The organism is Streptomyces sp. MGP-P1, from assembly GCF_057766565.1.
The window spans coordinates 653,006-678,725 of sequence record NZ_JBYMEM010000006.1 but is presented as its reverse complement, the minus strand read 5'-3'; the positions used below and the strand labels follow the sequence as shown (position 1 = coordinate 678,725).

The window sequence follows — 25,720 nt, the reverse complement described above, 5'->3', positions numbered from 1 at the left end:
CGCAGCCCGAGCCCCCTCTATACACTCCATGTATACGCACTATGTATAGTCCTCGGCGTACCGCACACCTGTGCGGGATTTCCCCGCACAGAGGAGTGATGTGTCGTGCCCAGAAAGATGCCGTCGTCCAGGATGGGGTTGACCGCGGCGCTGGTGACGGCGCTCACACTGGCCTTGGGCGGCTGCTCCATGGACACCACGGCGCCTGGCTCGGCACGCGGCGAGGCGGCCTCCGACGCCAAGGGCTCGTTCGGGCCGGTGGACTGCCGCAAGGCCAAGTGCATCGCCCTGACCTTCGACGCGGGACCGGGCAAGGACACGCCGAGGCTGCTGGAGATCCTCAAGGAGAAGAAGGTGCACGCCACCTTCTTCCTGCTGGGCAAGCACCACGTCATCAAGTACCCCGCCGTGGTGCAGCGCATCGAGGACGAGGGCCATGAGGTCGCCAACCACACCTGGACGCACAAGGTGCTGACCGACCAGAAGCCGGACGAGATACGCGCCGAGCTGGAGAAGACGCAGCTGGCCATCGAGAAGATCACCGGCAAGAAGCCCCGCCTGATGCGCCCGCCGCAGGGCCGCACCGACGACACGGTCTCGGACATCAGCAAGGACCTGGGGCTCTCCCAGGTCCTGTGGAGCGCCACCGCCAAGGACTACTCCACGAACGACTCCGCGCTGATCAAGAAGCGGATCCTGGACCAGGCGAGCAAGGACGGCATCATCCTGCTGCACGACATCTACAAGGGCACCGTCCCCGCCGTGCCCGGGATCATCGACGCGCTCCAGAAGGACGGCTACACCTTCGTGACCGTCCCCGAGCTGATGGCCCCGGCCGTGCCGGAACCGGGCACGATCTACCGCCCCTGACCGGCCCGCGAGGCACGCGGAACGGCCCGCCCCCGTTGACTCGGGAAGCGGGCCGTCCGTACCGGTCGCGGGCCTTGGGCCTCGCCCGTCACAGCGTGGCGGTCAGGCCGCGGCCGGGATCCTGTCCTCCACACGGGCCGACGCCGGGGCGAGGGCGATCTCCAGCACCTGGCGGACGTCGGTGACCGGGTGGACGTCCAGCTTCTCCAGCACCTCGGCCGGGACGTCGTCCAGGTCGGCCTCGTTGCGCTGGGGGATCACCACGGTGGTGATGCCCGCCCGGTGGGCGGCCAGCAGCTTCTGCTTGAGGCCCCCGATCGGCAGGACCCGCCCGGTCAGCGACACCTCACCGGTCATCGCCACGTCCGTACGGACCAGGCGTCCGGAGAGCAGCGAGGCCAGGGCGGTCGTCAGGGTGATGCCGGCGCTCGGGCCGTCCTTGGGGATGCCGCCCGCCGGGAAGTGGATGTGCACACCCCGGTCCTTGAGGTCCGCGACCGGCAGCTCCAGCTCCGCGCCGTGCGACCGCAGGAAGCTCAGCGCGATCTGCGCCGACTCCTTCATGACGTCCCCGAGCTGGCCGGTCAGGGTCAGTCCGGAGGCCCCCGTCTCCGGGTCGGCGAGCGACGCCTCGACGAAGAGGACGTCACCGCCCGCCCCGGTCACCGCCAGCCCGGTGGCCACGCCCGGCACGGCGGTGCGGCGCCCGGCCGGCTCCTGGGCGGACTCGGGCACGTGGTGCGGACGGCCGATGAGGCCGCGCAGATCCGCGTCGGTCACCGCGAACGGCAGCTCGCGGTCGCCCAGCTCGTGCTGGGCCGCGACCTTGCGGAGCAGCCGGGCCACCGCCCGCTCCAGATTCCGTACGCCCGCCTCGCGGGTGTACTCGCCGGCCAGCTTGCGCAGCGCCGACTCCTCCAGGGCGACCTCGTCCTTCTCCAGGCCGGCCCGCTCCAGCTGGCGCGGGAGCAGGTGGTCCCGGGCGATGACGACCTTCTCGTCCTCGGTGTAGCCGTCGAGGCGGACCAGCTCCATGCGGTCGAGCAGGGCCTCCGGGATGGCGTCGAGCACGTTGGCGGTGGCGAGGAAGACCACGTCGCTGAGGTCGAGCTCGACCTCCAGGTAGTGGTCGCGGAAGGTGTGGTTCTGGGCCGGGTCGAGGACTTCGAGGAGGGCGGCGGCCGGGTCGCCCCGGAAGTCGGAGCCGACCTTGTCGATCTCGTCGAGCAGGACGACCGGGTTCATCGAACCGGCCTCCTTGATGGCCCGCACGATACGGCCGGGGAGCGCGCCCACGTACGTACGCCGGTGGCCGCGGATCTCCGCCTCGTCCCGGACACCGCCGAGCGCGACGCGGACGAACTTGCGGCCCATGGCGTGCGCGACGGACTCTCCGAGGGAGGTCTTGCCGACGCCGGGCGGGCCGACGAGGGCCAGCACCGCGCCACCGCGGCGGCCGCCCACCACACCCAGCCCCCGGTCGGCACGGCGCTTGCGCACCGCGAGGTACTCGGTGATGCGTTCCTTCACGTCGGCGAGGCCGGCGTGCTCGGCGTCCAGGATCTCCCGGGCGCCGCGGATGTCGTAGGCGTCCTCGGTCCGCTCGGTCCAGGGCAGTTCGAGGACGGTATCCAGCCAGGTGCGGATCCAGGAGCCCTCGGGCGACTGGTCGCTGGACCGCTCCAGCTTCTCGACCTCCTTGAGCGCGGCCTCGCGGACGTGCTCGGGGAGGTCGGCGGCCTCGACACGGGCCCGGTAGTCGTCGGACTCGTCCTCCGGGTCGCCGTTGAGCTCGGAGAGCTCCTTGCGCACGGCGTCCAGCTGGCGGCGCAGCAGGAACTCGCGCTGCTGCTTGTCGACGCCGTCCTGCACGTCCTTGGCGATGGATTCGGCCACGTCCTGCTCGGCGAGGTGCTCGCTCAGCCACTGGATGGCGAGCTTCAGCCGGGCGATCGGGTCCACGGTCTCCAGGAGCTGGACCTTCTGCGCTGTGGTGAGGAACGGTGAGTATCCGGAGTTGTCGGCGAGCGCGGAGAGGTCGTCGATCTGCTGGACCCGGTCCACGACCTGCCAGGCGCCGCGCTTCTTCAGCCAGCTGGTGGCGAGTGCCTTGTACTCCTTGACCAGCTCGGCGACGGATCCGGGCAGCGGGTCGGGGGCGGCGGTCTCGAGCACGGTCCCCTCGACCCAGAGCGCCCGGCCGGGCCCACTGGTCCCGGCGCCGATGCGGACCCGGTCGCGGGCCCGGATCAGGGCGCCCGGGTCACCGTCCGACAGGCGTCCGACCTGCTCGACGGTGCCGAGGACACCGGTCCCCGTGTACGTCCCGTCGATCCGCGGGACCAGCAGCACCTGGGGCTTGCCCCCACCGGGACGGGCGGCGGCCTGCGCGGCCTCGACGGCGGCGCGCACCTCGGTGTCGGACAGGTCGAGCGGCACCACCATGCCGGGCAGGACGACCTCGTCGTCGAGCGGCAGCACGGGCAGGTCGATCGGTGTGAACGCCTCGGACTCGTTAGTCATGATCTCCCCTTCGGCAGGCAAGTTGAGCTATGTGGACTCAATGCTCCTGAGCCGCCGAATGTTCCCCACCGCTTGTTCGCTCTGAGCGATCAGACGCTCCCGAGTCGGCCCCGGACCGTCCTTGCCGTCCTCCCGACGGGCGGCGCGGGGCGGTCCTCCGCATGCGGGAGCGCCACCGGGCGGGCCGTTGTTCCCCGCCCCGGAAGATCCCGGAAGAGGGAACTCGCTGGCCCTCGGCCCGGGCGGCGGCCAGGATGACGAACACCGACCGCTACGACCGGAGACCGGAGAGCCACACGATGCCCGCGATGCCCGCGATGCCCCCGATGCGTGCGATGCCCGCCCACGACCCGTTGCCGACGCTTTCCGCCGACACCCCCGTCGTCCTCGACCGCCGCGAGGGACCCTTCGGCGAGGTCGTGCTGCGGGAGCGCGGGGAGCACTTCGAGATCATCGCCAACGGCTGCTTCCTGATGGACACCTCCGACGGGCGCTCCGAGCGGCTGCTGATCGACGCCGCGCTGGCCGCCCTGCCCGCCGCGCGGACCGGTCCCTCGGTGCTGATCGGCGGCCTGGGCGTCGGGTTCTCGCTGGTGCGGGCCGCCGAGGAGGGGCGCTGGGGCCGGATCGTGGTCGTGGAGCGGGAGCAGGCGATCGTGGACTGGCACCTGGCCGGGCCGCTGGACCGGATCTCCGGGCCGGCGCTGGCCGACCCCCGGACCGGGATCCTCCACACGGATCTCGTCGCCCACCTCCGTACCACCACGGAGCGTTACGACGCCCTGTGTCTGGACATCGACAACGGGCCGGACTGGACCGTCACGGAGGACAACGGAAGCCTCTACTCCCCCGCCGGCCTGGCGCACTGCCACGACCGGCTGACCCCGGGCGGAGTGCTCGCCGTCTGGTCCGCGCAGCCGTCGCCGGCCTTCGAACAGGCCTTGCGGAATGCCGGGTTCAGCAGGGTTCGGACGGAAGAGGTGGCCGTTGCCCGAGGTGTGCCCGACGTGGTCCATCTCGCACTTCGGACGATCTGAACCCCCCTCCCGGTATGCGCGGACCGGCGGCGGCACGGGTCGACCGGCGCCAGGGCGACCATCCGGCCGCCCGGTCGGCGTGGACGCGCACGTCCGGGGCAACACCCTGCGTAGCCGGGAGCCCTCCGCTGCCTTTACGCTGCTGACCGGCACACGGGATCACCCACCGAAATCCACGAGCGAAAACCGTGCCTCCGGGGGAATGGCTCCCGCGAGAACGGGCAGGGGCGGGGCGATGGAACAGACACACACCACCCACAGCGGCGTCGCGGCCACCCCGGGGGCTCAGCGCCGGGTGCTGGTGGTCGAGGACGACCCCACGATCGTCGACGCCATCTCCGCCCGGCTGCGGGCGGAGGGCTTCCTGGTGCAGACCGCGCTGGACGGCCCTGCGGCCGTGGACGCGGCCGAGGCCTGGCAGCCCGACCTGATGGTGCTCGACATCATGCTTCCCGGCTTCGACGGCCTGGAGGTCTGCCGCCGCGTACAGGCGCAGCGCCCGGTACCGGTGATGATGCTCACCGCGCGCGACGACGAGACCGACATGCTGGTCGGGCTCGGGGTCGGCGCGGACGACTACATGACCAAGCCGTTCTCCATGCGGGAGCTGGCCGCCCGGGTGCACGTGCTGCTGCGCCGGGTGGAGCGGGCCGCGCTGGCCGCCGTCACCCCGCGGAGCGGCATACTGCGTCTGGGTGAGCTGGAGATCGACCACGCGCAGCGCCGGGTCCGGGTGCGCGCCGAGGACGTCCACCTCACGCCGACCGAGTTCGACCTGCTGGTCTGTCTGGCCAACACCCCGCGCGCGGTGCTCTCCCGGGAGCAGTTGCTGGCCGAGGTGTGGGACTGGGCTGACGCCTCGGGCACGCGCACGGTCGACAGTCACATCAAGGCGCTGCGCCGGAAGATCGGCGCGGAGCGGATCCGTACCGTGCACGGCGTGGGCTACGCCCTGGAGACTCCCGCGCCATGACGCGGCCGGGGTCCGGACTGCGGCCCTTCTCCATCAAGGCCAAACTCGGCACACTCGTCGTGGTCTCGGTGTTCATCACCACGGGGCTGCTGATCGTCGCGTTGCGGACCCGTACGGAGTTCCGCTTCATCACGGTGTTCTCGGTGATCGCCACGCTGCTGATCACCCAGTTCGTGGCGCACGGTCTGACCGCGCCGCTGGACGAGATGAGAGCGGTGGCCCGGTCCATCTCGCACGGCGACTACACCCGCCGGGTGAGCGGTGCCGGGCGGCGGGACGAGCTGGGGGACCTGGCGCAGACGATCAACCGCATGGCGGACGATCTGGAGGCGGAGGACCGGCATCGAAAAGAGCTGGTCGCCAATGTCAGCCATGAGCTGCGCACCCCCATCGCGGCGCTGAGAGCCGTGCTGGAGAACGTGGTGGACGGGGTGTCCGCCGCCGATCCGGAGACGATGCGCACGGCGCTGCAGCAGACGGAGCGGCTGGGCCGGCTGGTCGAGACGCTGCTGGACCTGTCGCGGCTGGACAACGGGGTGGTGGCGCTCAAGGCCCGCCGTTTCGAGGTCTGGCCCTATCTCTCGGGCGTACTGAAAGAGGCCAATCTCGCCGCCTCCCATCGACGTCTGTCGTCGGGTTCGGGCAACCACTCCCGTACGGACGTCCACCTGCATCTGGACGTCTCGCCGCCGGAGCTGACCGCGCACGCGGACGCCGAGCGGCTGCACCAGGTGGTCGCCAACCTCATCGACAACGCGGTCAAGCACAGCCCGCCGCACGGGCGGGTGACGGTGCTCGCGCGGCGCGGGGACCGTCCCGAGTCGCTGGAGCTGGAGGTCGTCGACGAGGGGCCCGGCATCCCGGAGGCGGAGCGCCACCGGGTGTTCGAGCGCTTCAACCGGGGCCAGGTGCCCTCCCCGCACGGTCCGGGAAGCGACGGCGGTACGGGGCTGGGGCTGGCCATCGCCCGTTGGGCCGTCGATCTGCACGGCGGTCGGATCGGCGTGGCCGAATCCGCGAGGGGTTGCCGCATCCAGGTCACCCTCCCGGGAATTCCCGAGCCGCGCGGTTGACGGCGCTGTTGACATAGGGTCGAACCGGAAGGGCACGTTCACCCGTGTCCTGCCAGCAGGGGCCTCAAAGGGATGCGGCCGGATGGCCGTATCCTCGGTCCTGCGTACCCGAAGTGCAGTGGAACCTCGCTTGTTTCCCGCCATTTCCTGCGCCGAAACCCGCCTTCCGATGTGATGTGCACGACGAAGCACCGGCCCGGCCTGCAAGGAACGGTTCGGGGGGCGTAGCCTTGATTTCCGCTGTCCATCACCTTGTGAAGCGGAAGAGGGCGGTTGCCGCCGTGTCGTCTCAGTCCCCCAGTAACTCGAGCATCTCGACCGATCAAGCCGGACCGGGTACGAACCCGGCCGCAGCGTTCGGCGCCAATGAATGGCTCGTCGACGAGATCTACCAGCAGTACCTCCAGGATCCCAGTTCGGTCGATCGCGCCTGGTGGGACTTCTTCGCCGACTACAAGCCGGGTGCCTCCGGCACGGCGGACAAGCCCGTTCCCGGCGTCGCACCGGTGACCGAGACCCCCGCCGCTCCGGCCGCGGCCGCTCCGGCGTCCGCGCCCGCCCCGGCCGCTCCCGCCCCGGCGGCTGCTCCGGCGAAGGCCGCGCCCGCAGCCGCTCCGGCGGCTCCCGCGCAGTCGTCCCCGGCCAAGGCCGCCCCGGCTCCGGCCCCGGCGAAGCCCGCGGCGGCGAAGCCCGCCGCCGCGCCCGCCAAGGCCAAGGAGGACGATTCCACCAAGGCCCCGGCCGGCCCGGAGTACGTGACGCTGCGCGGCCCCTCGGCCGCGGTCGCGAAGAACATGAACGCCTCGCTGGAGCTGCCGACGGCCACATCCGTCCGCGCGGTCCCGGTGAAGCTGCTCTTCGACAACCGCATCGTCATCAACAACCACCTCAAGCGCGCCCGCGGCGGGAAGATCTCCTTCACGCACCTCATCGGGTACGCGATGGTGCAGGCCCTCAAGGCCATGCCGTCGATGAACTACTCCTTCGCCACGAAGGACGGCAAGCCGACCCTGGTCAAGCCGGAGCACATCAACCTGGGTCTGGCCATCGACCTGGTGAAGCCGAACGGCGACCGCCAGCTGGTCGTCGCGGCCATCAAGAAGGCCGAGACGCTCAACTTCTTCGAGTTCTGGCAGGCGTACGAGGACATCGTCCGGCGCGCCCGCATCGGCAAGCTCGGCATGGACGACTTCTCCGGCGTCACCGCCTCGCTGACCAACCCCGGCGGCATCGGCACCGTCCACTCGGTGCCCCGCCTGATGCCCGGTCAGGGCCTCATCATGGGCGTCGGCGCGATGGACTACCCGGCGGAGTTCCAGGGCACGTCGCAGGACACCCTGAACAAGCTCGGCATCTCGAAGGTCATGACGCTCACGTCGACCTACGACCACCGGGTCATCCAGGGCGCCGCCTCCGGCGAGTTCCTGCGGGTCCTGTCCCAGCTGCTGCTCGGCGAGAACGAGTTCTACGACGAGATCTTCAAGGCGCTGCGGATCCCCTACGAGCCGGTCCGCTGGCTCAAGGACATCGACGCCTCGCACGACGACGATGTCACCAAGGCCGCGCGGGTCTTCGAGCTGATCCACTCCTACCGGGTCCGCGGCCACGTCATGGCCGACACCGACCCGCTGGAGTACCACCAGCGCAAGCACCCCGACCTGGACATCACCGAGCACGGCCTCACCCTGTGGGACCTGGAGCGGGAGTTCGCGGTCGGCGGGTTCGCCGGCAAGACGATGATGAAGCTCCGCGACATCCTCGGCGTGCTGCGTGAGTCGTACTGCCGCACCACCGGCATCGAGTTCATGCACATCCAGGACCCGAAGCAGCGCAAGTGGCTCCAGGACCGCGTCGAGCGCCCGCGCCCGAAGCCCGAGCGCGAGGAGCAGCTGCGCATCCTGCGCCGGCTGAACGCCGCGGAGGCGTTCGAGACCTTCCTGCAGACGAAGTACGTCGGCCAGAAGCGTTTCTCGCTGGAGGGCGGCGAGTCCGTCATCCCGCTGCTCGACGCCGTTCTCGACTCCGCCGCCGAGGCCCGCCTCGACGAGGTCGTCGTCGGCATGGCCCACCGCGGCCGTCTGAACGTCCTGGCGAACATCGTCGGCAAGTCGTACGCGCAGATCTTCCGCGAGTTCGAGGGCAACCTCGACCCGCGCTCGATGCACGGCTCCGGCGACGTCAAGTACCACCTGGGCGCCGAGGGCACCTTCACCGGTCTCGACGGCGAGCAGATCAAGGTCTCGCTGGCCGCCAACCCCTCGCACCTGGAGGCGGTCGACCCGGTGCTGGAGGGCATCGCCCGCGCCAAGCAGGACATCATCAACAAGGGCGGCACGGACTTCACGGTCCTGCCCGTCGCGCTCCACGGCGACGCGGCCTTCGCGGGCCAGGGCGTCGTCGCCGAGACGCTCAACATGTCGCAGCTGCGCGGCTACCGCACCGGCGGCACCGTGCACGTGGTGATCAACAACCAGGTCGGCTTCACCGCCGCCCCGGAGTCCTCGCGCTCCTCGATGTACGCCACCGACGTGGCGCGCATGATCGAGGCGCCGATCATCCACGTCAACGGCGACGACCCGGAGGCCGTGGTCCGCGTCGCGCGGCTCGCCTTCGAGTTCCGGCAGGCGTTCAACAAGGACGTCGTGATCGACCTCATCTGCTACCGCCGCCGCGGTCACAACGAGGGTGACAACCCGGAGTTCACCAACCCGCAGATGTACACCCTGATCGACAAGAAGCGCTCGGTGCGCAAGCTCTACACCGAGTCCCTCATCGGTCGTGGCGACATCACGCTGGAAGAGGCGGAGCAGGCGCTCCAGGACTTCCAGGGGCAGCTGGAGAAGGTGTTCGCGGAGGTCCGCGAGGCCACCTCGCAGCCGGCCGCCCCGCACGTCCCGGAACCGCAGGCCGCGTTCCCGGTGACCGTGGAGACGGCCGTCTCCGCCGAGGTCGTCAAGCGGATCGCCGAGTCGCAGGTCAACATCCCGGACTCGATCACCGTCCACCCCCGCCTGATGCCGCAGATGCAGCGTCGCGCGGCCTCCGTGGACAACGCGACGATCGACTGGGGCATGGGCGAGACGCTCGCCATCGGTTCGCTGCTGATGGAGGGCACCCCGGTCCGGCTCGCCGGCCAGGACACCCGCCGCGGCACGTTCGGCCAGCGCCACGCGGTCCTGGTCGACCAGGTCACCGGCGAGGACTACACCCCGCTGCTGTACCTGGCCGACGACCAGGCCCGGTACAACGTCTACGACTCGCTGCTCTCGGAGTACGCGGCGATGGGCTTCGAGTACGGCTACTCGCTGGCCCGTCCGGAGTCGCTGGTCATCTGGGAGGCCCAGTTCGGTGACTTCGTCAACGGCGCGCAGACCGTCGTGGACGAGTTCATCTCCTCGGCCGAGCAGAAGTGGGGCCAGACCTCCGGCGTCACGCTGCTGCTGCCGCACGGCTACGAGGGCCAGGGCCCGGACCACAGCTCCGCCCGTCCGGAGCGCTTCCTCCAGATGTGCGCGCAGGACAACATGACGGTCGCGATGCCGACCCTGCCGTCGAACTACTTCCACCTGCTGCGCTGGCAGGTGCACAACCCGCACCACAAGCCGCTGATCGTCTTCACCCCGAAGTCGATGCTGCGTCTGAAGGCCGCGGCCTCGTCCATCGAGGAGTTCACCACCGGCGGATTCCGTCCGGTGATCGGCGACGCGTCGGTCAAGCCGGAGAACGTCCGCAAGGTCGTCTTCTGCGCGGGCAAGCTGTACTACGACCTGGACGCCGAGCGGGAGAAGCGCGGCGACACGGAGACGGCGATCATCCGGCTGGAGCGCCTGTACCCGCTGCCGGGTGCGGAGATCCAGGCCGAGATCGCGAAGTACCCGAACGCGGCGAAGTACCTGTGGGCCCAGGAGGAGCCGGCGAACCAGGGCGCGTGGCCGTTCATCGCGCTCAACCTGATCGACCACCTGGACCTCGCGGTCGGCTCGGACGTGCCGCACGGCGAGCGACTGCGCCGCATCTCGCGGCCGCACGGCTCGTCCCCGGCGGTCGGCTCGGCCAAGCGTCACCAGGCGGAGCAGGCGCAGCTGGTCGAAGAGGTCTTCGAGGCCTAGGACCATGCGGCAGCCGTAGGAGCTGTTCGTACGCCACAGGGACCCGGTTCCGCGCTCGTCGCGGGGCCGGGTCCCTGGCGTATCCGGCGTATCCGGCGTATCCGGCGTTCAGGAAGGCGTCCGCGCCTCGATATCCTGTGCGCATGTACTTCACGGACCGTGGCATCGAGGAACTGGAGAAGCGGCGCGGCGAGGAGGAGGTCACCTTCGAGTGGCTCGCCGAGCAGCTGCGGACGTTCGTCGATCTCAACCCCGACTTCGAGGTGCCGGTCGAGCGCCTCGCGACCTGGCTGGCCCGGCTGGACGACGAGGACGACGAGGACGCGTGACACCCGCACGGTCTGGGGACGACACGTTTTAAGGCCTGTCGGCGCCCGCCCTGGCCCGCTCGTACGCGAGTCCCAGCGCGCCCTGCGCCAGCAGCACCGCCCCGGCCGCCGCCCAGCCTCCACTGCGGCGACGGGCGCCCCACAGCAGGAGCGGGAGCCCGGCCGCGAGCTGGACGGCGGCGACGGCACGGGCGCGGGGGCCGCGTACCCACGGGCCGATCCTGCTGCTCTCGACCGCGTCCAGTTCGACGCGTACGGCATCGCGCCAGCCGGCCCACTCGATCCGTTCCACCCCGCGCTGCACCGCCGCGACGCTGCGCAGCCGGTCCGCGCTCTCGCCCGGCGAGAGCCCGGCGGGCAGAGTCAGCCCGATGCGGGTGAGAACGGCGAGCAGTCCCCGCAGCCGGGCGTCCGCGTCGCCCTCCGGATCGGGGCGGGTCAGCTCCTCCAGCGCCTGTACGTCCAGCACCGGGTCGAGGCCGAGCCGGACCGCGAAGGTGCGCATGGCCTCGTCCTCGCCCACCGGGGTGCCGTCGGTCAGCCAGATGTAGCCCACGGGCCGGCGGAACCCTGCGGCGAGCGTGAATCCGGCCCGGTCGGCGTCCCACCACAGGGCGAGCACCGGCCAGGTGGAGCCGACCGCGAGCGCGGTGGCCCAGCCGCCGAGGACCCGGTCCACGGGCTCGGGGTCCTGCTCGGCGCCCCGTTCCAGGGTTTGCCCTCCGGGACGAGCACGCTCCACTCCTCGCCCGCGCGGACCAGCAGCATCTGCTCGCGCAGCAGGTGGGCGAGCGGCCGTACGGTCTCGGGGTCGGCCCGGCACAGCAGGAGGGCCCCGGTGGATGTCGCGTTCATGGCTCACACGCTAGGGCAATTTGCCCATACTTGATCTATTTGTGCTCATTTCTCTCCTCACCACCCCCCTCCGGCCCCCTTTGACTTCCCCCATCCGCGATATATCGTGTTCCGTACGAGACGCGATATGTTGCGTTGCCACGCTTCCCGGGAGGTCACATCCATGCCTGTGTCGACATGGACCATCGCCGAGCCGCGGAAGCTCGCCTTCGAGGATCCGGTGACGGCACTCCAGGTGCGCGTCGTGGACGGCACGGTCAACGTGGTCGGAACCGACGAGCCGGAAGCCCGGCTGGAGATCTCCGCTATCGAGGGCCCGCCGCTGATCGTGACCCAGGAGGACGGCCGGCTGACCGTGGCCTACGAGGACCTGCCCTGGCAGGACCTCCTGCGCTGGTTCGACCCGAAGAACCGACGCCGCAGCGCCGTGGTCACGCTCGTGGTGCCGGCCGCTTCCTCGGTCGAGGTCGGCGTGATCGGTGCCGGGGCCGTCGTCTCCGGCATCAGCGGCCGCACGGAGGTCCGCGGCATCACCGGAGACTCCACGCTCGTCGGGCTGACCGGCGCGGTGCGCGGGGAGTCCGTGTCGGGCAGCCTGGAGGCCCAGAGCGTCACGGGGGACCTGCGCTTCCACTCCGTGTCCGGCGATCTGACGGTGGTCGACGGGGCGGGGACCTCGGTCCGGGCCGAGTCGGTCAGCGGCGCCATGGTGCTGGACGTCGACCCGTCCGGGCAGCCCACGGACATCCGGCTGGCCACGGTGACGGGCGAGATCGCGATCCGGCTGCCGCACCCGGCCGACGCCAGGGTCGAGGCGAACACCGCGAGCGGGGCCGTCTCCAACGCCTTCGAGGACCTGCGGGTCGGCGGGCAGTGGGGCGCGAAGAAGATCACCGGCACGTTGGGCGCCGGGACGGGGACCCTGCGGGCGACGACCGTGTCCGGTTCGATCGCCCTGTTGCGCAGGCCACCCGTCGAGGACGACGCGTACGCCGCCGAGCCGACCGGAAAGGTTCTCTGACATGCCTCCCGTATTCGCCCACGGCCGTCTGCGGCTGTACCTCCTCAAGCTCCTGGACGAGGCGCCTCGCCACGGTTACGAGGTCATCCGCCTGCTGGAGGAGCGCTTCCAGGGCCTGTACGCCCCGTCCGCCGGCACGGTCTACCCGCGGCTGGCCAAGCTGGAGGCCGAGGGCCTGGTCACCCACGCCACCGAGGGGGGCCGCAAGGTCTACTCCATCACCGACGCGGGGCGCGAGGAGCTGGCGGGCCGGGGCGGCGAACTGGCCGACCTGGAGCTGGAGATCCGCGACTCGGTCTCCGAGCTGGCCGCAGAGATACGCGACGACGTACGGGGCGCGGCGGGCCGGCTCCGCAGCGACATGCGGGCGGCGGCTTCGGAGTCCCGGCAGGGCACGAAGGCCGGGGCGGGAGCAGGGGCCGGGAGCAACAAGGGCCGGGCGAAGACCGAAGGCGCCTCCCCCTTCGACGACTTCGGCGACTTCGACTTCGGCCGTCTGGGCGACCTCGGCGAGAGCGAGACGTGGCGCACGGCGAAGGAGGAGCTGAACCGGGCCAAACAGCTGTGGAAGGAGCAGGCACGCCGGGCGAAGGACGAGTCCCGGCGTGCCCGCGAGGACGCCCAGCAGGCCCGCCGCCAGGCCAGGGAGGCCCAGGAGAAGGCGCACGAGCAGATGCAGACCGCCGCCCGGCAGGTCCAGGAGCACTTCGCGCGCGGCGACTGGCCCTCCGGGGTGCGGGAGGGCCTCGCGGAGATCACCGGCCAGCTCGGCGGGTTCGCGCGCTCCGGAGCCTGGCCCCCGTTCGGCAAGCCCGGGGCGGACTCCGCCCCGGCGGCCCCGGTCCCCGACGACGGCTTCGACTGGGCCGAGGACGCACCGGCCACGGGCGACCCGGTGCGCGACCTGGACCGCCTGCTGGACCGTTTCCGCGACGGCATCCGGGACACGGCCCGCGATCACGGAGTGACGGAGGCCCAGCTCGCGGAGGCCCGCCGCCACCTGGGGGCGGCGACGGCGCGGATCGAGGCGCTGCTGACGACGGAGGACGAGCGGAAGGCCTGAGCCGAGGCGGCCGAGGCGGCCGAGGCGGAACGGAACAGGGGCGGGCGTCCGGTGCTGGACGGCCGCCCCTGTTCCGTTCGGGCGTCCGGTGCTGGACGGCCGCCCCTGTCTTCCGTCCGGAGGTCCGGTGCTGGACGGCCGCCCCTGTCTTCCGTTCGGGGGTCCGGTGCTGGATGCCCACCCCGCCCGGTTCCGTACGCCCGTCTCACCCGGCCTCGGCGCGCCCCTGGCCCCCGTCGGCGTCGCGGCCGTACAAGGCGCGCTGCACGGTCGCGTAGGTCGCGCCGTGCTCGGCGAGGACGTCGGCGACGACTCCGGGCTTCGCCGTGAGGGCCAGGAGCAGGTGCTCCTCGCCGATGAAGCGGTCGCCGCGCCCCAGGGCGACCCGTAGCGAGTTCTCCAGGACGGTCTTCGCGCCCGAGGTGAAGGGGCGGTGCGCCGACCACCACCGGCGGCCGCCCCGGTCGGTCGCCAGGGCCCCTTCGCCGTGGGCCGATTCGACCCGGGAGACGATCGCGCCGATGTCGATCCCGATGCCGGCGAGGGCGTCGGTGTCGGCCTTGGTCAGACCGCCGCGGCGGCGGGCCCCGGCGAAGGCGGCGTCCAGGGAGGCGCGGCGGTCGTGGAGGCCGAGTGCGGTGACGGCGAACGAGGCCCGGCCGCCCTCCTGTTCCAACAGCGCGAGCAGCAGGTGTTCCTCGGTGACCGAGTCGGCCCCGACGCGCTCGGCCTGGGTCACGGCGCCCTTCACGGTCGCGCGGGCCCCTCGGGTGAATCGCTCGAACATCAACGCCTCCCGTACTTCTTGTGCACGGCCTGCCGGCTGACGCCCAGCTCGGCGGCGATCTCCTGCCACGACCAGCCCTGGACGCGGGCGCTTCTCACTTGTACGGCTTCGAGCTGTTCCAGCAGCCGCCGCAGCGCCGCCACCGACCGCAACCCGACGCGCGGGTCACGGTCGCCGGCACGTGCGGCCAGATCCGTTGCTTCGGTCATGATGTCAACCTACATTGACAGATGCTCTCCGTCAATCAAAGTTGACATCATCGTCGGCCAGGCGGGCGTGCCGCTCGACGTCGTACCGGACGTTGCCGTAGCGCAGCCTGGCCCGCTCGATGCCCTCGGGCGCGAACCCGGACCGGGTCGCGACCCGGCAGGATGCCGTGTTGTCGGTGCGGTGGCCCAGCTCCAGCCGGTACAGCCCGAGCCCGTCGAAGGCCCAGCGCGCCAACGCCCGCACACCGGCCGGGGCGACGCCCCGGCCGCGCGCCTCCTCCGTGGTCCAGTAGGAGACCCAGCCGGTGTCGTGGTTCAGGTTGACGGCGTCGATGGCGACACAGCCGAGAGCCTCGCCCGCCTCCCCCACGACGGCCCAGGAGTAGCCGGTGCGCGCTCCCCGTTCGCGCGTGCGGTCCGCGATCCAGGCCAGCGCCCCGGATCGGTCGAACACCGGCCGGTCCGTCTGGCGGTCCATCTCGGCCGGGGCGAAGGCGCGGAGCACCGCCGAGGCGTCGGCGGGCTCCCAGGGGCGCAGCAGAAACCCTTCAGGGGTGGTCAGTTCGTCCATACGGACCACCTTCCCGCATGGTCACCACCACCTCGCCCCCGGGCCACGCCCGTACGACCGGCCAACTGCCGCGCGAAGACGTGCCGGGACCTCCGGCGACCAGCCCCGGGCCGGTGACGGAGACACGCCAGCCCCGGGGCGTGGGCGGGAGGGACAGCTCCGTCGCCCCGGGGCCGGCGGCGGCACGGTAGGCGAGGCGGTAGGAGCGGGTGTCCGCGTCGTACGCCTCGGAGCGGACGGTCCCGGCGACGGCCGGGGCGTACGGGGTGGCCGTCCGCTCCTTGTTCGTACGGAAGCGGCCCCGCTCGTCGACCGCGCAGTAGCCGCCGCCGTAACACCAGACGTACCCGGCCCAGCCGGAGCTGTAGCGGTTCAGGGTGTCGACGGCCTCGCGGTTCGCCTTGTCCTCGACGTTCCAGCCGCGCAGGGTGAGGGTGCGCCCCCGGTCGTCGGTCAGTGGCGGGGCGGCACGTGCACGGGACTCGGATGCCGGTACGGCTACGGGGGCGGGGTGCGCCGAGGCGGCGGGAGCGAGGGCTCCCGCCGCGAGCACAGACGCGACGACAACGGTCATGAGTGCTCTGCCCATTCGCATGGGCGGCACCCGATCAGCAAAGCTGACACATGTTCACGTATGCGTGGACGCCGCGTTTCTGGCGGAGCTACGAGGCCGGCGTGAGCACGATCTTGCCGAACAGGTCGCCCGACTCCAGCCGCCGGAAGCCCTCCCTGGCCCGGTCCAGCGGCAGCACCTCGTCGATGACCGGGCGCACCCCGGTGGTCGCGCAGAACGCGAGCAGGTCCTCCAGCTCGTCCTTGGACCCCATGGTGGAGCCGACGACCTTCAGCTCCAGGAAGAAGATCCGGGTCAGCTCGGCGTGGGCGGGCCGGTCTCCGCTGGTGGCCCCGGAGATGACGAGGGTGCCGCCCGGGCGCAGCGACTTCACGGAGTGGGACCAGGTGGCGGCCCCCACGGTCTCGATGACGGCGTCCACCCGCTGCGGCAACCGGGTGCCGGGCTCGTACGCCTCCAGCGCACCGAGTTCGACCGCCCGAGCACGCTTGGCCTTGTCCCGGCTGGTGGCGAAGACCCGCAGCCCGGCGGCCTTGCCGAGCACGATCGCGGCGGTGGCGACCCCGCCGCCGGCGCCCTGGACGAGCACGGAATCGCCGGGCCGTACCCCGGCGTTGGTGAACAGCATCCGGTACGCGGTGAGCCAGGCGGTCGGCAGACAGGCGGCCTCCGCGAAGCTGAGCTCCTTCGGCTTGGGCAGGACGTTCCAGGTGGGGACGGTGACCTGCTCGGCGAAGGTGCCCTGGTAGCGCTCGGTGAGGATGGAGCGCGGCTCCTTCGGGCCGACGCCGTGCCCCGACTGCCCGATGACGGAGTGCAGGACGACCTCGTTGCCGTCCTGGTCGACGCCGGCCGCGTCACAGCCGAGGATCATCGGGAGCCGGTCCTGCGAGAGGCCCACGCCCCGCAGGGACCAGAGGTCATGGTGGTTGAGGGACGCGGCCCGGACGGTGACGGTGGTCCACCCGGGACGCGTCCCGGGGGCCGGGCGATCACCCAGCTCCAGGCCGTCGAGGGGCTGGTCGGGATCGATGCGGGCTGCGTAGGCGGCGAACATGGCTCGACGATAGGCGGGTCGGGGCGGCCCACGGAACCGCCCGCACGTGTGACGCACACCAAGCGGGGTGGGCCCGCGCCATCGATCCCCTCTCGCGTTTGCCGGCGGGGCCCGCACATTCCCCCTCAGGCGGCAACCAGCCCCTGCGGCGATTGAGCAGCGGAGGCCCGCACCCCCAAGCCTCTGCGGCGATTGAGCAGCGGAGGCCCGCACCCGCAAGCCCCTGCGGCAATTGAACAGCGGAGGCCCGCACCCGCAAGCCCCTGCGGCGATTGAACAGCGGAGGCCCGCACCCGCAAGCCCCTGCGGCGATTGAACAGCGGAGGCCCGCACCCGCAAGCCCTTGCGGCGATTGAGCAGCGGGGGTCCGCACCCTGAAGCCCCTGCGGCGATTGAGCAGCGGGGGTCTGGGGGCAGAGCCCCCGGGGCGCTGCCCCGGACCCCGCTCCTCAATCGCCGGAGAGGCTTGAAGGTGCGGGCCCCATTCCTCAATCCCGAGAGGCCTATTGGTGCGGGCGAGGCTGGTGGCGCGGGCCCCGGGGCAAGAAGTGGGCGGGGCCCGTACACGTACAGGCCCCGCCACCCACAACCGCTCAACGCGACCTCAGCGCCGAGCCACACCCTCCGCACGGGCCGCCGCGGCCACGGCCGCGGTGACCGCCGGGGCGACCCGCTCGTCGAACGGCGACGGGATCACGTACTCCGCCGCCAGCTCGTCGCCGACCACGTCGGCCAACGCGTTCGCCGCGGCGATCTTCATGCCCTCGGTGATCCGGGAGGCCCGGACCTGCAGCGCGCCCGCGAAGATGCCCGGGAACGCCAGCACGTTGTTGATCTGGTTCGGGAAGTCCGACCGCCCGGTCGCCACGACCGCCGCGTACTTGTGCGCGACGTCCGGGTGGACCTCCGGGTTCGGGTTGGCCATCGCGAAGACGTACGCGCCGGGGGCCATCGAGGCCACCGCCGCCTCCGGGACCGTACCGCCGGAGACGCCGATGAAGACGTCCGCACCGGCGAGCGCCTGCTCCAGCGAACCGGAGAGTCCCGCCCGGTTGGTCAGCTCGGCCAGCTCGCGCTTGACCTCGGTGAGGTCGTCGCGGTCGCGGCTGACGATCCCCTTGCGGTCGGCCACCGCGATGTCGCCGATCCCCGCCTCCAGCAGGAACTTGGCGATGGCGACGCCCGCCGCGCCCGCGCCGGAGATGACACCGCGCAGATCGCCGAGCGTCCGGCCGGAGAGCTTCGCGGCGTTGCGCAGGGCGGCGAGGGTGACGACGGCCGTGCCGTGCTGGTCGTCGTGGAAGACCGGGATGTCCAGCCGCTCCTGGAGCTTGCGCTCGATCTCGAAGCACCGGGGCGCCGAGATGTCCTCCAGGTTCACCCCGCCGAAGGAGGGGGCGAGCCGGACGACGGTCTCGACGATCTCGTCGGCGTCGGTGGTCGCGAGCGCGATCGGCACCGCGTCGACGCCGCCGAACTGCTTGAAGAGGATGGCCTTGCCCTCCATGACGGGGAGGGACGCCTCGGGCCCGATGTCGCCGAGGCCGAGCACGGCGGTGCCGTCCGTCACGACGGCCACGACCTGGGACTTCCAGGTGTAGTCGTGGACGAGCTCGGGGTTGTCGGCGATGGCGCTGCACACTTTCGCCACACCGGGCGTGTACGCCAGGGAAAGGTCGTCCTTGTCCCGGATCGGGACGGTGGCCTGCACGGCCATCTTCCCGCCCCGGTGGAGGGCGAAGGCCGGATCGAAGGGCTCGTCGGCCCCGGTGTCCACCGCGCTCGTGCGCTGGATGGCGCTGTCGGCGGTGGCGGTGCTGTCGATGGTGCTGTCGCTGCGAGGATTGACGATCTCCGCTGCCATGGTGTTGACCCCTTAAGTCTTCATCGTTTGAGGGTGGCCACTCCTGGTTGAGGAGGGGTGGGCGGGCACCGCGTACGCGCCCCGCGCCGGGCGGTCGGCCCGCCCCGGCAGGGAATGAGGTACATACGCGCGGGCGCGCCGCACACGCGCCCTGAGCCCCGGATGAGGGGTGTAAACGTCTTTCTTACCGGACGAACGGTGTTACGGACGAGTCCATATCGACGCGGTGACGTGACTCATAGTCGAATATCTGGACAAGTCGGCAAACCGGTATAAATGCCGCCCACTAGTCGAGACATGCCGAAGATTCTCCGGCAGGAGGAATGAATCCCCACAGATGGTCCGGTCCTCGCGCACCGGCCGTTGATGTTCGGGGGTCGCCCGTTATCCGATTTTGACATGGCCGGACCCCTGAATGAGCCAGTCCAAATGGCAGGATGCCGTCATCACACAAGGTGGCGACACTCGAAGGTGCGTGCCAAGCCGCCCACCAGCACCCCACCCTCACCTGCCGGAGGACCCCGACATGACCGCAAGCACCACGCGTCGTACGACCGCGAAGTCCCGGATTGCGGCGATCGGCGCCATCGCGGTCGCCGGCTCCTTGCTGCTCACCGCCTGTGGCGACCAGACAGAGAGCTCCTCCCAGGAGGGAGGCAGCGGCAAGGAGACCAAGAGCGGCGCGCCGCTCTTCTCGAAGCTGCCGGAGAAGTACCAGAAGTCCGGTGTGATCAAGGTCGGCACGAATGCCGAATACGCCCCGATGGAGTCCGTCGAGAACGGCAAGATCGTGGGTGTCGACCCCGACCTTGCCGAGGCCCTCGGCAAGCAGCTCGGGGTGAAGTTCGAGTTCACCTCCGGTTCCTTCGACGGCCTGATCACCGCCCTGAACAGCGGGCGTCACGACATCGCGATGTCGTCGATCACGGACAACAAGCAGCGCCAGGAGGGCCTGGACGAGTCCGGCAAGAAGCTGGGTGAGGGCGTCGACTTCGTCGACTACTTCCTCGCCGGCACCGCCGTGTACACGAAGAAGGGCAACCCGCAGAACATCAAGTCCATCGAGGACCTCTGTGGAAAGGCCGCGGCCGTCCAGCGCGGCACCACGTACGAGAAGGCCCTCAAGACGCAGTCGAAGGCCTGTACGGACGGTGGCGAGAAGGCCGTCAAGATCGAGTCGTTCGAGAACGACACCGAGGCGCAGACCCGCGTCAAGTCCGGAGGTGCGGTCGCCGGCGTCAACGACTACCCGGTCGCGGTCGACCTGGCCCGCAAGGCCGACGGCGGCAAGGCGTTCGAGGTCGTGGGCGAGCAGATCGACGCCGGCCCGTTCGGCATCGCCGTCAAGAAGGACAACACCGGGCTGCGCGACGCCCTGAAGGAGGCCGTCGACGCGATCATCGCCGACGGTTCGTACCAGAAGGTGCTCGACAAGTGGGGCGCCGGCACGGGAGCGATCGACAAGGCCGCCATCAACGGCGGCAAGTGACCGGACGCTTCGCTGAAGGGCAGTCACCATGACTGACAAGTTCGACAAGACACCCGCCGGTTCACCGGCCGGCCCGGTGTCCGTCTCCAAGGGCGCCACCCCGGCCCCGGAGAACATCAAGGCCATTCCGGTCCGCCATGTCGGCCGCTGGATCAGCGGCGTCGTGGTCATCGGCCTCCTCGTCGCCCTCGGGTACGCCTTCTCGCAGGGCAACATCCAGTGGCACGCCGTGGGCGACAAGCTGTTCGACAGCTCGGTCGTCGCCGGCGCGGGCCGCACCCTGCTGATCAGCGTCCTCGCGATGGTGCTCGGCGTGATCCTCGGCGTCGTGCTGGCCGTGATGCGGTTGTCGAAGAACCCGGTCACCAGCTGGGTGGCCTGGCTGTACATCTGGTTCTTTCGGGGCACCCCGGTCTACGTACAGCTGCTGCTCTGGTTCAACCTGGCGCTGATCTTCCCGGTCCTGAACATCCCGTTCATCTACAAGGACGAGATGACGGACGTCATGACCCCGTTCATGTGCGCCCTGCTGGGGCTCGCGCTGAACGAGGCCGCCTACATGGCGGAGATCTGCCGGGCCGGCATCCAGTCGGTCGACGAGGGCCAGACCGAGGCCTCGCACGCGCTGGGCATGACCCAGGGCAAGACCATGCGCCGTGTGGTCCTCCCGCAGGCGCTGCGCGTGATCATCCCGCCGACCGGCAACGAGTTCATCAACATGCTGAAGACCTCGTCGCTCGTCTACGCCGTCACGTACAACGAACTGCTCCGTTCCACCTCGCAGATCGGCTCCACGTCGTACGCGGTGATGGAGATGCTGTTCGTCGCGTCCATCTGGTACATCGTGATGACCAGCGTGTTCAGCGTCGGCCAGTACTACCTGGAGCGCCGCTTCGCCCGCGGCGCGCTCCGCTCGCTGCCGCTCACGCCGCTCCAGCGCGTCAAGGTCAACCTGGCCGCGTTCGGCAACCGGCCCTCCGGAGGTGTCTCCGCATGACCACCCCCATGGTGAAGGCCGAGGGCGTCCACAAGTCCTTCGGCGCCGCCCACATCCTCAAGGGCATCGACCTGGAGGTCGCCCCGCGTGAGGTGTTCTGCCTGATCGGCCCGTCCGGCTCCGGCAAGTCGACCTTCCTGCGGTGCATCAACCACCTGGAGAAGATCAACGCCGGCCGGCTCTCGGTCGACGGCGAACTGGTCGGCTACCGGCAGAAGGGCGACAAGCTCCACGAGCTGAAGGACAGCGAGGTCGCCCTCCAGCGGCGCGACATCGGCATGGTCTTCCAGCGCTTCAACCTGTTCCCGCACATGACGGCCATCGAGAACGTCATGGAGGCCCCGGTCCAGGTCAAGGGCGAGTCCAGGGCCGTGGCCCGGGCCCGCGCCGAGAAGCTGCTGGACCGGGTGGGCCTCTCCGACAAGGCCGGGAACTACCCCACCCAGCTGTCCGGCGGGCAGCAGCAGCGCGTGGCCATCGCCCGCGCGCTGGCGATGGAACCGAAGCTGATGCTCTTCGACGAGCCGACGTCCGCACTCGACCCGGAACTGGTCGGCGACGTCCTGGACGTCATGCGCGGCCTGGCCGAGGACGGTATGACGATGATCGTCGTCACCCACGAGATGGGCTTCGCCCGCGAGGTGGGAGACGCGCTGGTCTTCATGGACGACGGCGTGGTGGTCGAGTCGGGCCACCCGCGTGACGTGCTGACCAACCCGCGGCACGACCGGACGAAGTCGTTCCTGTCCAAGGTGCTGTAAGGCGCGTACGGGAGGGCGGTACGGACCACGGTCCGTACCGCCCTCCCGCGCGTCCGGCCGCGCCCGGTGCACTCCCCCGAGTCCGCGTCCGCGCCCTCAGCCCTTCGGCAGCACCTCCGGGCCGGTGAGCAGCTCCTTCATCTGCTGCCGGGAGAGCGGCGGCTCCGGCAGCAGCGGCCCCTGGGTGCCGGCGCCCTCGAAACCGGTGCTGGAGCGTACGAGGAACTGCGAGCCGTCCCGCTGGACGAGCCGGCCGACCAGCTCGGGCCCCCAGTCGACGCTGTCCTCCCCCTCGACGTCCATCGTGTCGTGCCACGTCGTCAGGGCCCGGCCGTCGGGGAGCACCTCCCGCTCACAGTCGGTACGGGTCGGCTCATGGCCCACCCGGACGCAGAGGTCCTCGTCCGGATCGGCCGGGCGGCCCATCTTCTTCTCGACCGCCTCCCGGTCCTCCAGGGAGAGCACCAGATAGCCGACGCCACCGTCCTTGCGGAACGCGTACTGCCCGTCCAGCGGACCGAGATGGACGGTCTGCGCCTGTTCGGGTGTCGAGCCCTTGAGGAGGGCGAGGAGCAGAACCTCCTCGATCTCCCCCACGTCCGGCGGCAGCAGCGCGGCCAGCCGTTCGGCCTTGGCCGACGCGGGAGCCGACGTCGTCGGGGAGGCGGACGGCCCGGCCGACGCCACCGAGGTGTGCGCGGGGCCCGCGTCGCCGCCCGCCCGGGGCAGGGCGAACGCCCCGGCGGCGACCACCGCGAGGACGGCGGCCGAGGCGGCGGCCCGGCGGCGCCTACGGATCCGGGCGGCCTTCGCGTACACGGCCTCGGCGGCGAACGCGGGCTTCCCCGCTCCCTCGGCGGCGCGGTCGAGCAGTTCACGGACGTCGTTCATACCAGTTCCTCCGCCATCCCGGCGCGCAGCGCCGCCAGGCCCCGAGCCGTGTGGCTCTTGACCGTGTTCGTCCGCATCCCGAGCGCCTCGGCCGTGGCCTCCACGCTCAGGTCCTCCCAGTAGCGGAGCACCAGCACCGCCCGCTGTCTGGCCGTGAGCCGGGCGAGCGCCTCCCTGACGACCAGACCGGTGTCCGTGTCGGCCGGGTTCCCCGGGCGGTCGGGCAGTTCGCCGTACGCCCGCTCCCGCCGCCAGAACCGCCGACGGCTCGCGATGAACGTGTTGACCAGCGTCTTACGGGCGTACGCCTCGATGTTGTCGAGCTGTCCGTGGCGCCGGCCGCCGAGGACGACCTTGACCAGGGCGCTCTGGACGAGGTCCTCGGCCTCGTGCCGGTCTCCGCAGAGCAGATAGGCGCTGCGGAACAGCGCGGTGCGTCGGCCCTCCACGAAGTCGTGCAGCGCCGCGTCGTCATCGGCCCGCATACGGGCCCCTCCCCGGAACTGACAATTCCCTGCCCCCTTCGCTCCGCGTTCCCCGGCCCGCGGCGGCGGACCGGCTCACCCTTCCAGTGCGCCGGGGCCCGGCGGAGGTTGCGGGCAGCGGCAAAGAAAGAGGTTGCGGGCAGCGGCAAAGAAAAGGGGGCGGTACGGGCCCGAAGCCCGTACCGCCCCTCTCACCGCCGTGCGGCTGCCCGCCGTTCGCGGGCGGTTGCTTCGGGCGACTACTTCACGGCGAGGACCAGGGTGTCCGAGGGGGACGCCCAGACCGCGCGGGCCTCACCGAAGCCGGAGGCCAGCAGGGTGCGGGCGTGCCAGTCGGCGGAGGGCATGTCGCCGTCCGCGTGCTCGCCGTAGATCGCGAACCGCTCGGCGGTGGGGGCGGCCAGGACGGGGTCCTTCGCGGCCACGGCCCACCACTCGGCCCAGTCCAGCGCCCCGGCGGCCTTGGCGCGGTCCATCGCGGCGTGCCGGCGGGCGCTTTCGGCGGCGTTGATGCGGGGGGTGGCCGTGTCGATCGTGCGGTCGGCGTTCATGAACACCCCGCCGTCCCGGACGAGGCCGCCGATCTGCCCGTAGAGCGTGGTGAGCGGGTCCCTGTGCAGCCAGTGCAGGGCGGTGGCGGTGAGGACGGCGTCGTACGAGGTGTGGGGCAGCCGGGCCGTCCAGTCGGGGTCCTTGAGATCGGCGGTGACGAAGGCGACCCGGTTGTCGCCCTCGAAGGTGCCGCGGGCGATGGCCAGGAGCGCGGGGTCGAGATCGACTCCGGTGCTCGTGGCGTTCGGGAACCGCTTGAGGAGCCGGTCCGTGATACTTCCCGTACCGCACGCGAGGTCGAGCACCCGCGGTTCCGGTCCGACGACCGCCTCGACCATGTCCAGCATCACCCGGAACCGCTCCTCGCGGTCGGGCATGTACCACTCCTGCTGCCGGTCCCAGCTCTCCTGCCAGGACTGCCAGTCGGTGCCCGTAGCCGTCTCCGTCACGCCAACCTCCACGTAATGACCGCGTAATGACCGTTTACATCAATCGACCATTACACTGGCCGACACCCCGACTCTAGACCGACACCGTAAGGACTACAAGTGGAACTGGCCTATTACTCGGACTACGCCGTGCGCCTGGTCAACACCGAGGAGCCGGCCCGCAACAAGGACGCCCTCACGTCCGTCGAGGCGGTCCGGGAGCTGTTCGGAGCCAACCAGCAGGCGGCGCGGCGGACGACGGACGCGGACGTGACCCGGTTCCGTTCCGTGCGGGCACGGCTGCGCGCGGTCTTCGAGGCGGCGGACGGGGACGACGAGACGCTCGCGGTCGACCTGCTGAACTCGCTGCTGCTGGAGTTCCCGGTGAGCCCGCAGATCTCGGGGCACGACGTACGCGACCAGGACGGCAGGCCGGACTGGCACATGCACCTGGCCGACCACCCGTCGAACGCGACCGCCGGCTACGCGGCCATCGCGGCGATGGGCCTGGCCTTCCACCTCACCGAGCACGGCGTGGACCGTCTCGGCCTGTGCGAGGCGGCGCCGTGCCGCAACGCCTATCTGGACACCTCCACCAACCGCTCCAGGCGCTACTGCTCGGACCGCTGCGCGACCCGCGCGAACGTGGCCGCCTACCGGGCCCGCAAGCGCGAGGAGGCCGAGCGCACCGGCCGCAGCGCGGAGAGCGCCCAGCCCAGCACCGCCGTCACCGACCGCTGACCCTCCGCCAGGGGCCGGTAGCGGGCCCGCACCCGGGCCAGCACCAACTCCTCCGGCACGGTCCCGTAGTCGGTGCTGTCCCCGCCCGCGAAGGTGTTGTCGCCCCGCACCCACCAGCCGCCGGGCCGTCGCTCGGTGGCCCGTTTGACCACCAACAGGTCCTGCTGGAAGGGGTGCCGCAGGATCACCACGTCACCGGGGCTCACGGGCGCCCCGTACTGCACGAGCAGCAGGTCGCCGTGGTAGAGCGTGGGCACCATCGAGGGGCCCGTCACCTCCACCACCCGCAACGGACGCCGCGCCACCCGCCCGCCTCCGGAAACCTGTCGCCGCTCCGGCATCTCCGGCATCTCCGGCACCTCCCGGTTCCTCCTCCACCACATCGTCAGCACATCACCCCGAGCGTCACTCCGTACATTCGGCCGACGGCCCGATTCTCACACCGGACTTTTGACCTAAGC

At 71.0% G+C, this 25,720-nt stretch carries 22 protein-coding genes and 2 pseudogenes; 12 read left to right on the top strand and 12 right to left on the bottom strand.

The window, feature by feature from the left end; translation table 11 throughout:
- The first annotated feature begins 117 nt into the window (after nucleotides 1–117).
- Nucleotides 118–870 (top strand): polysaccharide deacetylase family protein, encoded by a 753-nt coding sequence (locus AC3CH1_RS18815; protein WP_488464439.1) that lies wholly within the window; start codon nucleotides 118–120, stop codon nucleotides 868–870.
- 102 nt (nucleotides 871–972) lie between these two features.
- Here AC3CH1_RS18815 and lon read toward each other — a convergent pair whose 3' ends face one another.
- Nucleotides 973–3,393: an endopeptidase La gene (lon, locus tag AC3CH1_RS18810; protein WP_488463997.1), complete on the bottom strand. Its 2,421-nt coding sequence runs from the start codon at nucleotides 3,391–3,393 to the stop codon at nucleotides 973–975.
- A 326-nt stretch (nucleotides 3,394–3,719) separates the two neighbouring features.
- On the opposite strand from lon, the gene AC3CH1_RS18805 reads away from it, so the two are divergent.
- The 5 genes from AC3CH1_RS18805 to AC3CH1_RS18785 all read left to right on the top strand — a co-directional run bounded on the left by AC3CH1_RS18805 (nucleotide 3,720) and on the right by AC3CH1_RS18785 (nucleotide 10,914).
- Nucleotides 3,720–4,430 (top strand): spermidine synthase family protein, encoded by a 711-nt coding sequence (locus AC3CH1_RS18805; protein ID WP_488464438.1) that lies wholly within the window; start codon nucleotides 3,720–3,722, stop codon nucleotides 4,428–4,430.
- Nucleotides 4,431–4,665: 235 nt separating this feature from the next.
- Complete coding sequence (locus tag AC3CH1_RS18800; RefSeq protein ID WP_488463996.1) at nucleotides 4,666–5,403, top strand: response regulator transcription factor; 738 nt, start codon at nucleotides 4,666–4,668, stop codon at nucleotides 5,401–5,403.
- Complete coding sequence (locus AC3CH1_RS18795) at nucleotides 5,400–6,476, top strand: HAMP domain-containing sensor histidine kinase (RefSeq protein ID WP_398062602.1); 1,077 nt, start codon at nucleotides 5,400–5,402, stop codon at nucleotides 6,474–6,476. The genes AC3CH1_RS18800 and AC3CH1_RS18795 overlap by 4 nt, the downstream gene beginning before the upstream one ends.
- Before the next feature lie 281 nt (nucleotides 6,477–6,757).
- Nucleotides 6,758–10,585 carry a multifunctional oxoglutarate decarboxylase/oxoglutarate dehydrogenase thiamine pyrophosphate-binding subunit/dihydrolipoyllysine-residue succinyltransferase subunit gene (locus AC3CH1_RS18790; protein ID WP_488463995.1) on the top strand — a complete coding sequence of 1,276 codons (3,828 nt, stop codon included), beginning with the start codon at nucleotides 6,758–6,760 and terminating at the stop codon, nucleotides 10,583–10,585.
- Nucleotides 10,586–10,728: 143 nt separating this feature from the next.
- The gene (locus tag AC3CH1_RS18785) at nucleotides 10,729–10,914 is read left to right on the top strand and encodes a DUF6104 family protein (RefSeq protein ID WP_003966321.1); all 186 of its coding nucleotides are present in this window, start codon (nucleotides 10,729–10,731) and stop codon (nucleotides 10,912–10,914) included.
- A gap of 28 nt (nucleotides 10,915–10,942) precedes the next feature.
- Here AC3CH1_RS18785 and AC3CH1_RS18780 read toward each other — a convergent pair.
- A pseudogene (locus AC3CH1_RS18780) lies at nucleotides 10,943–11,769 on the bottom strand (hypothetical protein).
- A gap of 163 nt (nucleotides 11,770–11,932) precedes the next feature.
- On the opposite strand from AC3CH1_RS18780, the gene AC3CH1_RS18775 reads away from it, so the two are divergent.
- Both AC3CH1_RS18775 and AC3CH1_RS18770 read left to right on the top strand, forming a co-directional pair.
- Nucleotides 11,933–12,790, top strand: coding sequence for a DUF4097 family beta strand repeat-containing protein (locus AC3CH1_RS18775; RefSeq protein WP_488463994.1), 858 nt, complete (start codon nucleotides 11,933–11,935; stop codon nucleotides 12,788–12,790).
- A 1-nt stretch (nucleotide 12,791) separates the two neighbouring features.
- Nucleotides 12,792–13,853: a PadR family transcriptional regulator gene (locus AC3CH1_RS18770; protein ID WP_488463993.1), complete on the top strand. Its 1,062-nt coding sequence runs from the start codon at nucleotides 12,792–12,794 to the stop codon at nucleotides 13,851–13,853.
- A gap of 205 nt (nucleotides 13,854–14,058) precedes the next feature.
- Here the strand turns inward: AC3CH1_RS18770 and AC3CH1_RS18765 are convergent, their stop codons facing one another.
- From AC3CH1_RS18765 to AC3CH1_RS18740, 6 genes and pseudogenes are all read right to left on the bottom strand, one after another.
- Nucleotides 14,059–14,640, bottom strand: a complete 582-nt coding sequence (locus tag AC3CH1_RS18765) for a Clp protease N-terminal domain-containing protein (protein ID WP_488463992.1) — start codon at nucleotides 14,638–14,640, stop codon at nucleotides 14,059–14,061.
- Nucleotides 14,640–14,849: a sigma factor-like helix-turn-helix DNA-binding protein gene (locus tag AC3CH1_RS18760; RefSeq protein ID WP_007447814.1), complete on the bottom strand. Its 210-nt coding sequence runs from the start codon at nucleotides 14,847–14,849 to the stop codon at nucleotides 14,640–14,642. The genes AC3CH1_RS18765 and AC3CH1_RS18760 overlap by 1 nt, the downstream gene beginning before the upstream one ends.
- Nucleotides 14,850–14,880: 31 nt before the next feature.
- Nucleotides 14,881–15,420 carry a GNAT family N-acetyltransferase gene (locus AC3CH1_RS18755; protein WP_488463991.1) on the bottom strand — a complete coding sequence of 180 codons (540 nt, stop codon included), beginning with the start codon at nucleotides 15,418–15,420 and terminating at the stop codon, nucleotides 14,881–14,883.
- Nucleotides 15,398–15,814: pseudogene (locus AC3CH1_RS18750) on the bottom strand (endoglycoceramidase); the annotation flags it as partial. The pseudogene AC3CH1_RS18750 and the gene AC3CH1_RS18755, both read right to left, overlap by 23 nt.
- 268 nt (nucleotides 15,815–16,082) lie before the next feature.
- Nucleotides 16,083–17,051 carry a zinc-binding dehydrogenase gene (locus AC3CH1_RS18745; protein WP_488463990.1) on the bottom strand — a complete coding sequence of 323 codons (969 nt, stop codon included), beginning with the start codon at nucleotides 17,049–17,051 and terminating at the stop codon, nucleotides 16,083–16,085.
- 604 nt (nucleotides 17,052–17,655) lie between these two features.
- The gene (locus AC3CH1_RS18740) at nucleotides 17,656–18,915 is read right to left on the bottom strand and encodes an NAD(P)-dependent malic enzyme (protein ID WP_488463989.1); all 1,260 of its coding nucleotides are present in this window, start codon (nucleotides 18,913–18,915) and stop codon (nucleotides 17,656–17,658) included.
- A 526-nt stretch (nucleotides 18,916–19,441) separates the two neighbouring features.
- On the opposite strand from AC3CH1_RS18740, the gene AC3CH1_RS18735 reads away from it, so the two are divergent.
- Genes AC3CH1_RS18735 through AC3CH1_RS18725 form a run of 3 tightly spaced genes read left to right on the top strand, consistent with a single transcriptional unit; the run spans nucleotide 19,442 to nucleotide 22,162 of the window.
- Nucleotides 19,442–20,404, top strand: a complete 963-nt coding sequence (locus AC3CH1_RS18735) for an ABC transporter substrate-binding protein (protein WP_488463988.1) — start codon at nucleotides 19,442–19,444, stop codon at nucleotides 20,402–20,404.
- A 28-nt stretch (nucleotides 20,405–20,432) separates the two neighbouring features.
- Nucleotides 20,433–21,401: an amino acid ABC transporter permease gene (locus tag AC3CH1_RS18730; RefSeq protein WP_488463987.1), complete on the top strand. Its 969-nt coding sequence runs from the start codon at nucleotides 20,433–20,435 to the stop codon at nucleotides 21,399–21,401.
- Nucleotides 21,398–22,162, top strand: coding sequence for an amino acid ABC transporter ATP-binding protein (locus tag AC3CH1_RS18725; RefSeq protein WP_488463986.1), 765 nt, complete (start codon nucleotides 21,398–21,400; stop codon nucleotides 22,160–22,162). Before AC3CH1_RS18730 ends, AC3CH1_RS18725 begins: the two co-directional genes overlap by 4 nt.
- 96 nt (nucleotides 22,163–22,258) lie before the next feature.
- Here AC3CH1_RS18725 and AC3CH1_RS18720 read toward each other — a convergent pair whose 3' ends face one another.
- The 3 genes from AC3CH1_RS18720 to AC3CH1_RS18710 form a co-directional block, all read right to left on the bottom strand.
- Nucleotides 22,259–23,053, bottom strand: coding sequence for a hypothetical protein (locus tag AC3CH1_RS18720; protein ID WP_488463985.1), 795 nt, complete (start codon nucleotides 23,051–23,053; stop codon nucleotides 22,259–22,261).
- On the bottom strand, nucleotides 23,050–23,538 hold the full coding sequence (locus AC3CH1_RS18715) for a SigE family RNA polymerase sigma factor (protein WP_488463984.1): 489 nt from the start codon (nucleotides 23,536–23,538) through the stop codon (nucleotides 23,050–23,052). Before AC3CH1_RS18715 ends, AC3CH1_RS18720 begins: the two co-directional genes overlap by 4 nt.
- Before the next feature lie 239 nt (nucleotides 23,539–23,777).
- On the bottom strand, nucleotides 23,778–24,539 hold the full coding sequence (locus tag AC3CH1_RS18710) for a class I SAM-dependent methyltransferase (RefSeq protein WP_488463983.1): 762 nt from the start codon (nucleotides 24,537–24,539) through the stop codon (nucleotides 23,778–23,780).
- A 99-nt stretch (nucleotides 24,540–24,638) separates the two neighbouring features.
- Here AC3CH1_RS18710 and AC3CH1_RS18705 point away from each other — a divergent pair, with 99 nt between their 5' ends.
- Nucleotides 24,639–25,259 (top strand): CGNR zinc finger domain-containing protein, encoded by a 621-nt coding sequence (locus AC3CH1_RS18705; protein ID WP_488463982.1) that lies wholly within the window; start codon nucleotides 24,639–24,641, stop codon nucleotides 25,257–25,259.
- Here AC3CH1_RS18705 and sodX read toward each other — a convergent pair.
- Nucleotides 25,172–25,600 (bottom strand): nickel-type superoxide dismutase maturation protease, encoded by a 429-nt coding sequence (gene sodX / locus AC3CH1_RS18700; RefSeq protein WP_488464437.1) that lies wholly within the window; start codon nucleotides 25,598–25,600, stop codon nucleotides 25,172–25,174. The two genes, AC3CH1_RS18705 and sodX, sit on opposite strands and share 88 nt — an antisense overlap.
- Nucleotides 25,601–25,720 lie beyond the last annotated feature (120 nt).

Coding starts and splice junctions, on each gene's coding strand:
- AC3CH1_RS18745 (WP_488463990.1), bottom strand. CDS start 17,051: ATGTTCGCCGCCTACGCAGCCCGCATCGATCCCGACCAGCCCCTCGAC.
- AC3CH1_RS18770 (WP_488463993.1), top strand. CDS start 12,792: ATGCCTCCCGTATTCGCCCACGGCCGTCTGCGGCTGTACCTCCTCAAG.
- AC3CH1_RS18725 (WP_488463986.1), top strand. CDS start 21,398: ATGACCACCCCCATGGTGAAGGCCGAGGGCGTCCACAAGTCCTTCGGC.
- AC3CH1_RS18760 (WP_007447814.1), bottom strand. CDS start 14,849: ATGACCGAAGCAACGGATCTGGCCGCACGTGCCGGCGACCGTGACCCG.
- AC3CH1_RS18735 (WP_488463988.1), top strand. CDS start 19,442: ATGACCGCAAGCACCACGCGTCGTACGACCGCGAAGTCCCGGATTGCG.
- AC3CH1_RS18775 (WP_488463994.1), top strand. CDS start 11,933: ATGCCTGTGTCGACATGGACCATCGCCGAGCCGCGGAAGCTCGCCTTC.
- AC3CH1_RS18795 (WP_398062602.1), top strand. CDS start 5,400: ATGACGCGGCCGGGGTCCGGACTGCGGCCCTTCTCCATCAAGGCCAAA.
- AC3CH1_RS18785 (WP_003966321.1), top strand. CDS start 10,729: ATGTACTTCACGGACCGTGGCATCGAGGAACTGGAGAAGCGGCGCGGC.
- AC3CH1_RS18800 (WP_488463996.1), top strand. CDS start 4,666: ATGGAACAGACACACACCACCCACAGCGGCGTCGCGGCCACCCCGGGG.
- AC3CH1_RS18715 (WP_488463984.1), bottom strand. CDS start 23,538: ATGCGGGCCGATGACGACGCGGCGCTGCACGACTTCGTGGAGGGCCGA.
- AC3CH1_RS18765 (WP_488463992.1), bottom strand. CDS start 14,640: ATGTTCGAGCGATTCACCCGAGGGGCCCGCGCGACCGTGAAGGGCGCC.
- AC3CH1_RS18755 (WP_488463991.1), bottom strand. CDS start 15,420: ATGGACGAACTGACCACCCCTGAAGGGTTTCTGCTGCGCCCCTGGGAG.
- AC3CH1_RS18805 (WP_488464438.1), top strand. CDS start 3,720: ATGCGTGCGATGCCCGCCCACGACCCGTTGCCGACGCTTTCCGCCGAC.
- lon (WP_488463997.1), bottom strand. CDS start 3,393: ATGACTAACGAGTCCGAGGCGTTCACACCGATCGACCTGCCCGTGCTG.
- AC3CH1_RS18815 (WP_488464439.1), top strand. CDS start 118: ATGCCGTCGTCCAGGATGGGGTTGACCGCGGCGCTGGTGACGGCGCTC.
- AC3CH1_RS18720 (WP_488463985.1), bottom strand. CDS start 23,053: ATGAACGACGTCCGTGAACTGCTCGACCGCGCCGCCGAGGGAGCGGGG.
- AC3CH1_RS18730 (WP_488463987.1), top strand. CDS start 20,433: ATGACTGACAAGTTCGACAAGACACCCGCCGGTTCACCGGCCGGCCCG.
- sodX (WP_488464437.1), bottom strand. CDS start 25,600: ATGCCGGAGCGGCGACAGGTTTCCGGAGGCGGGCGGGTGGCGCGGCGT.
- AC3CH1_RS18740 (WP_488463989.1), bottom strand. CDS start 18,915: ATGGCAGCGGAGATCGTCAATCCTCGCAGCGACAGCACCATCGACAGC.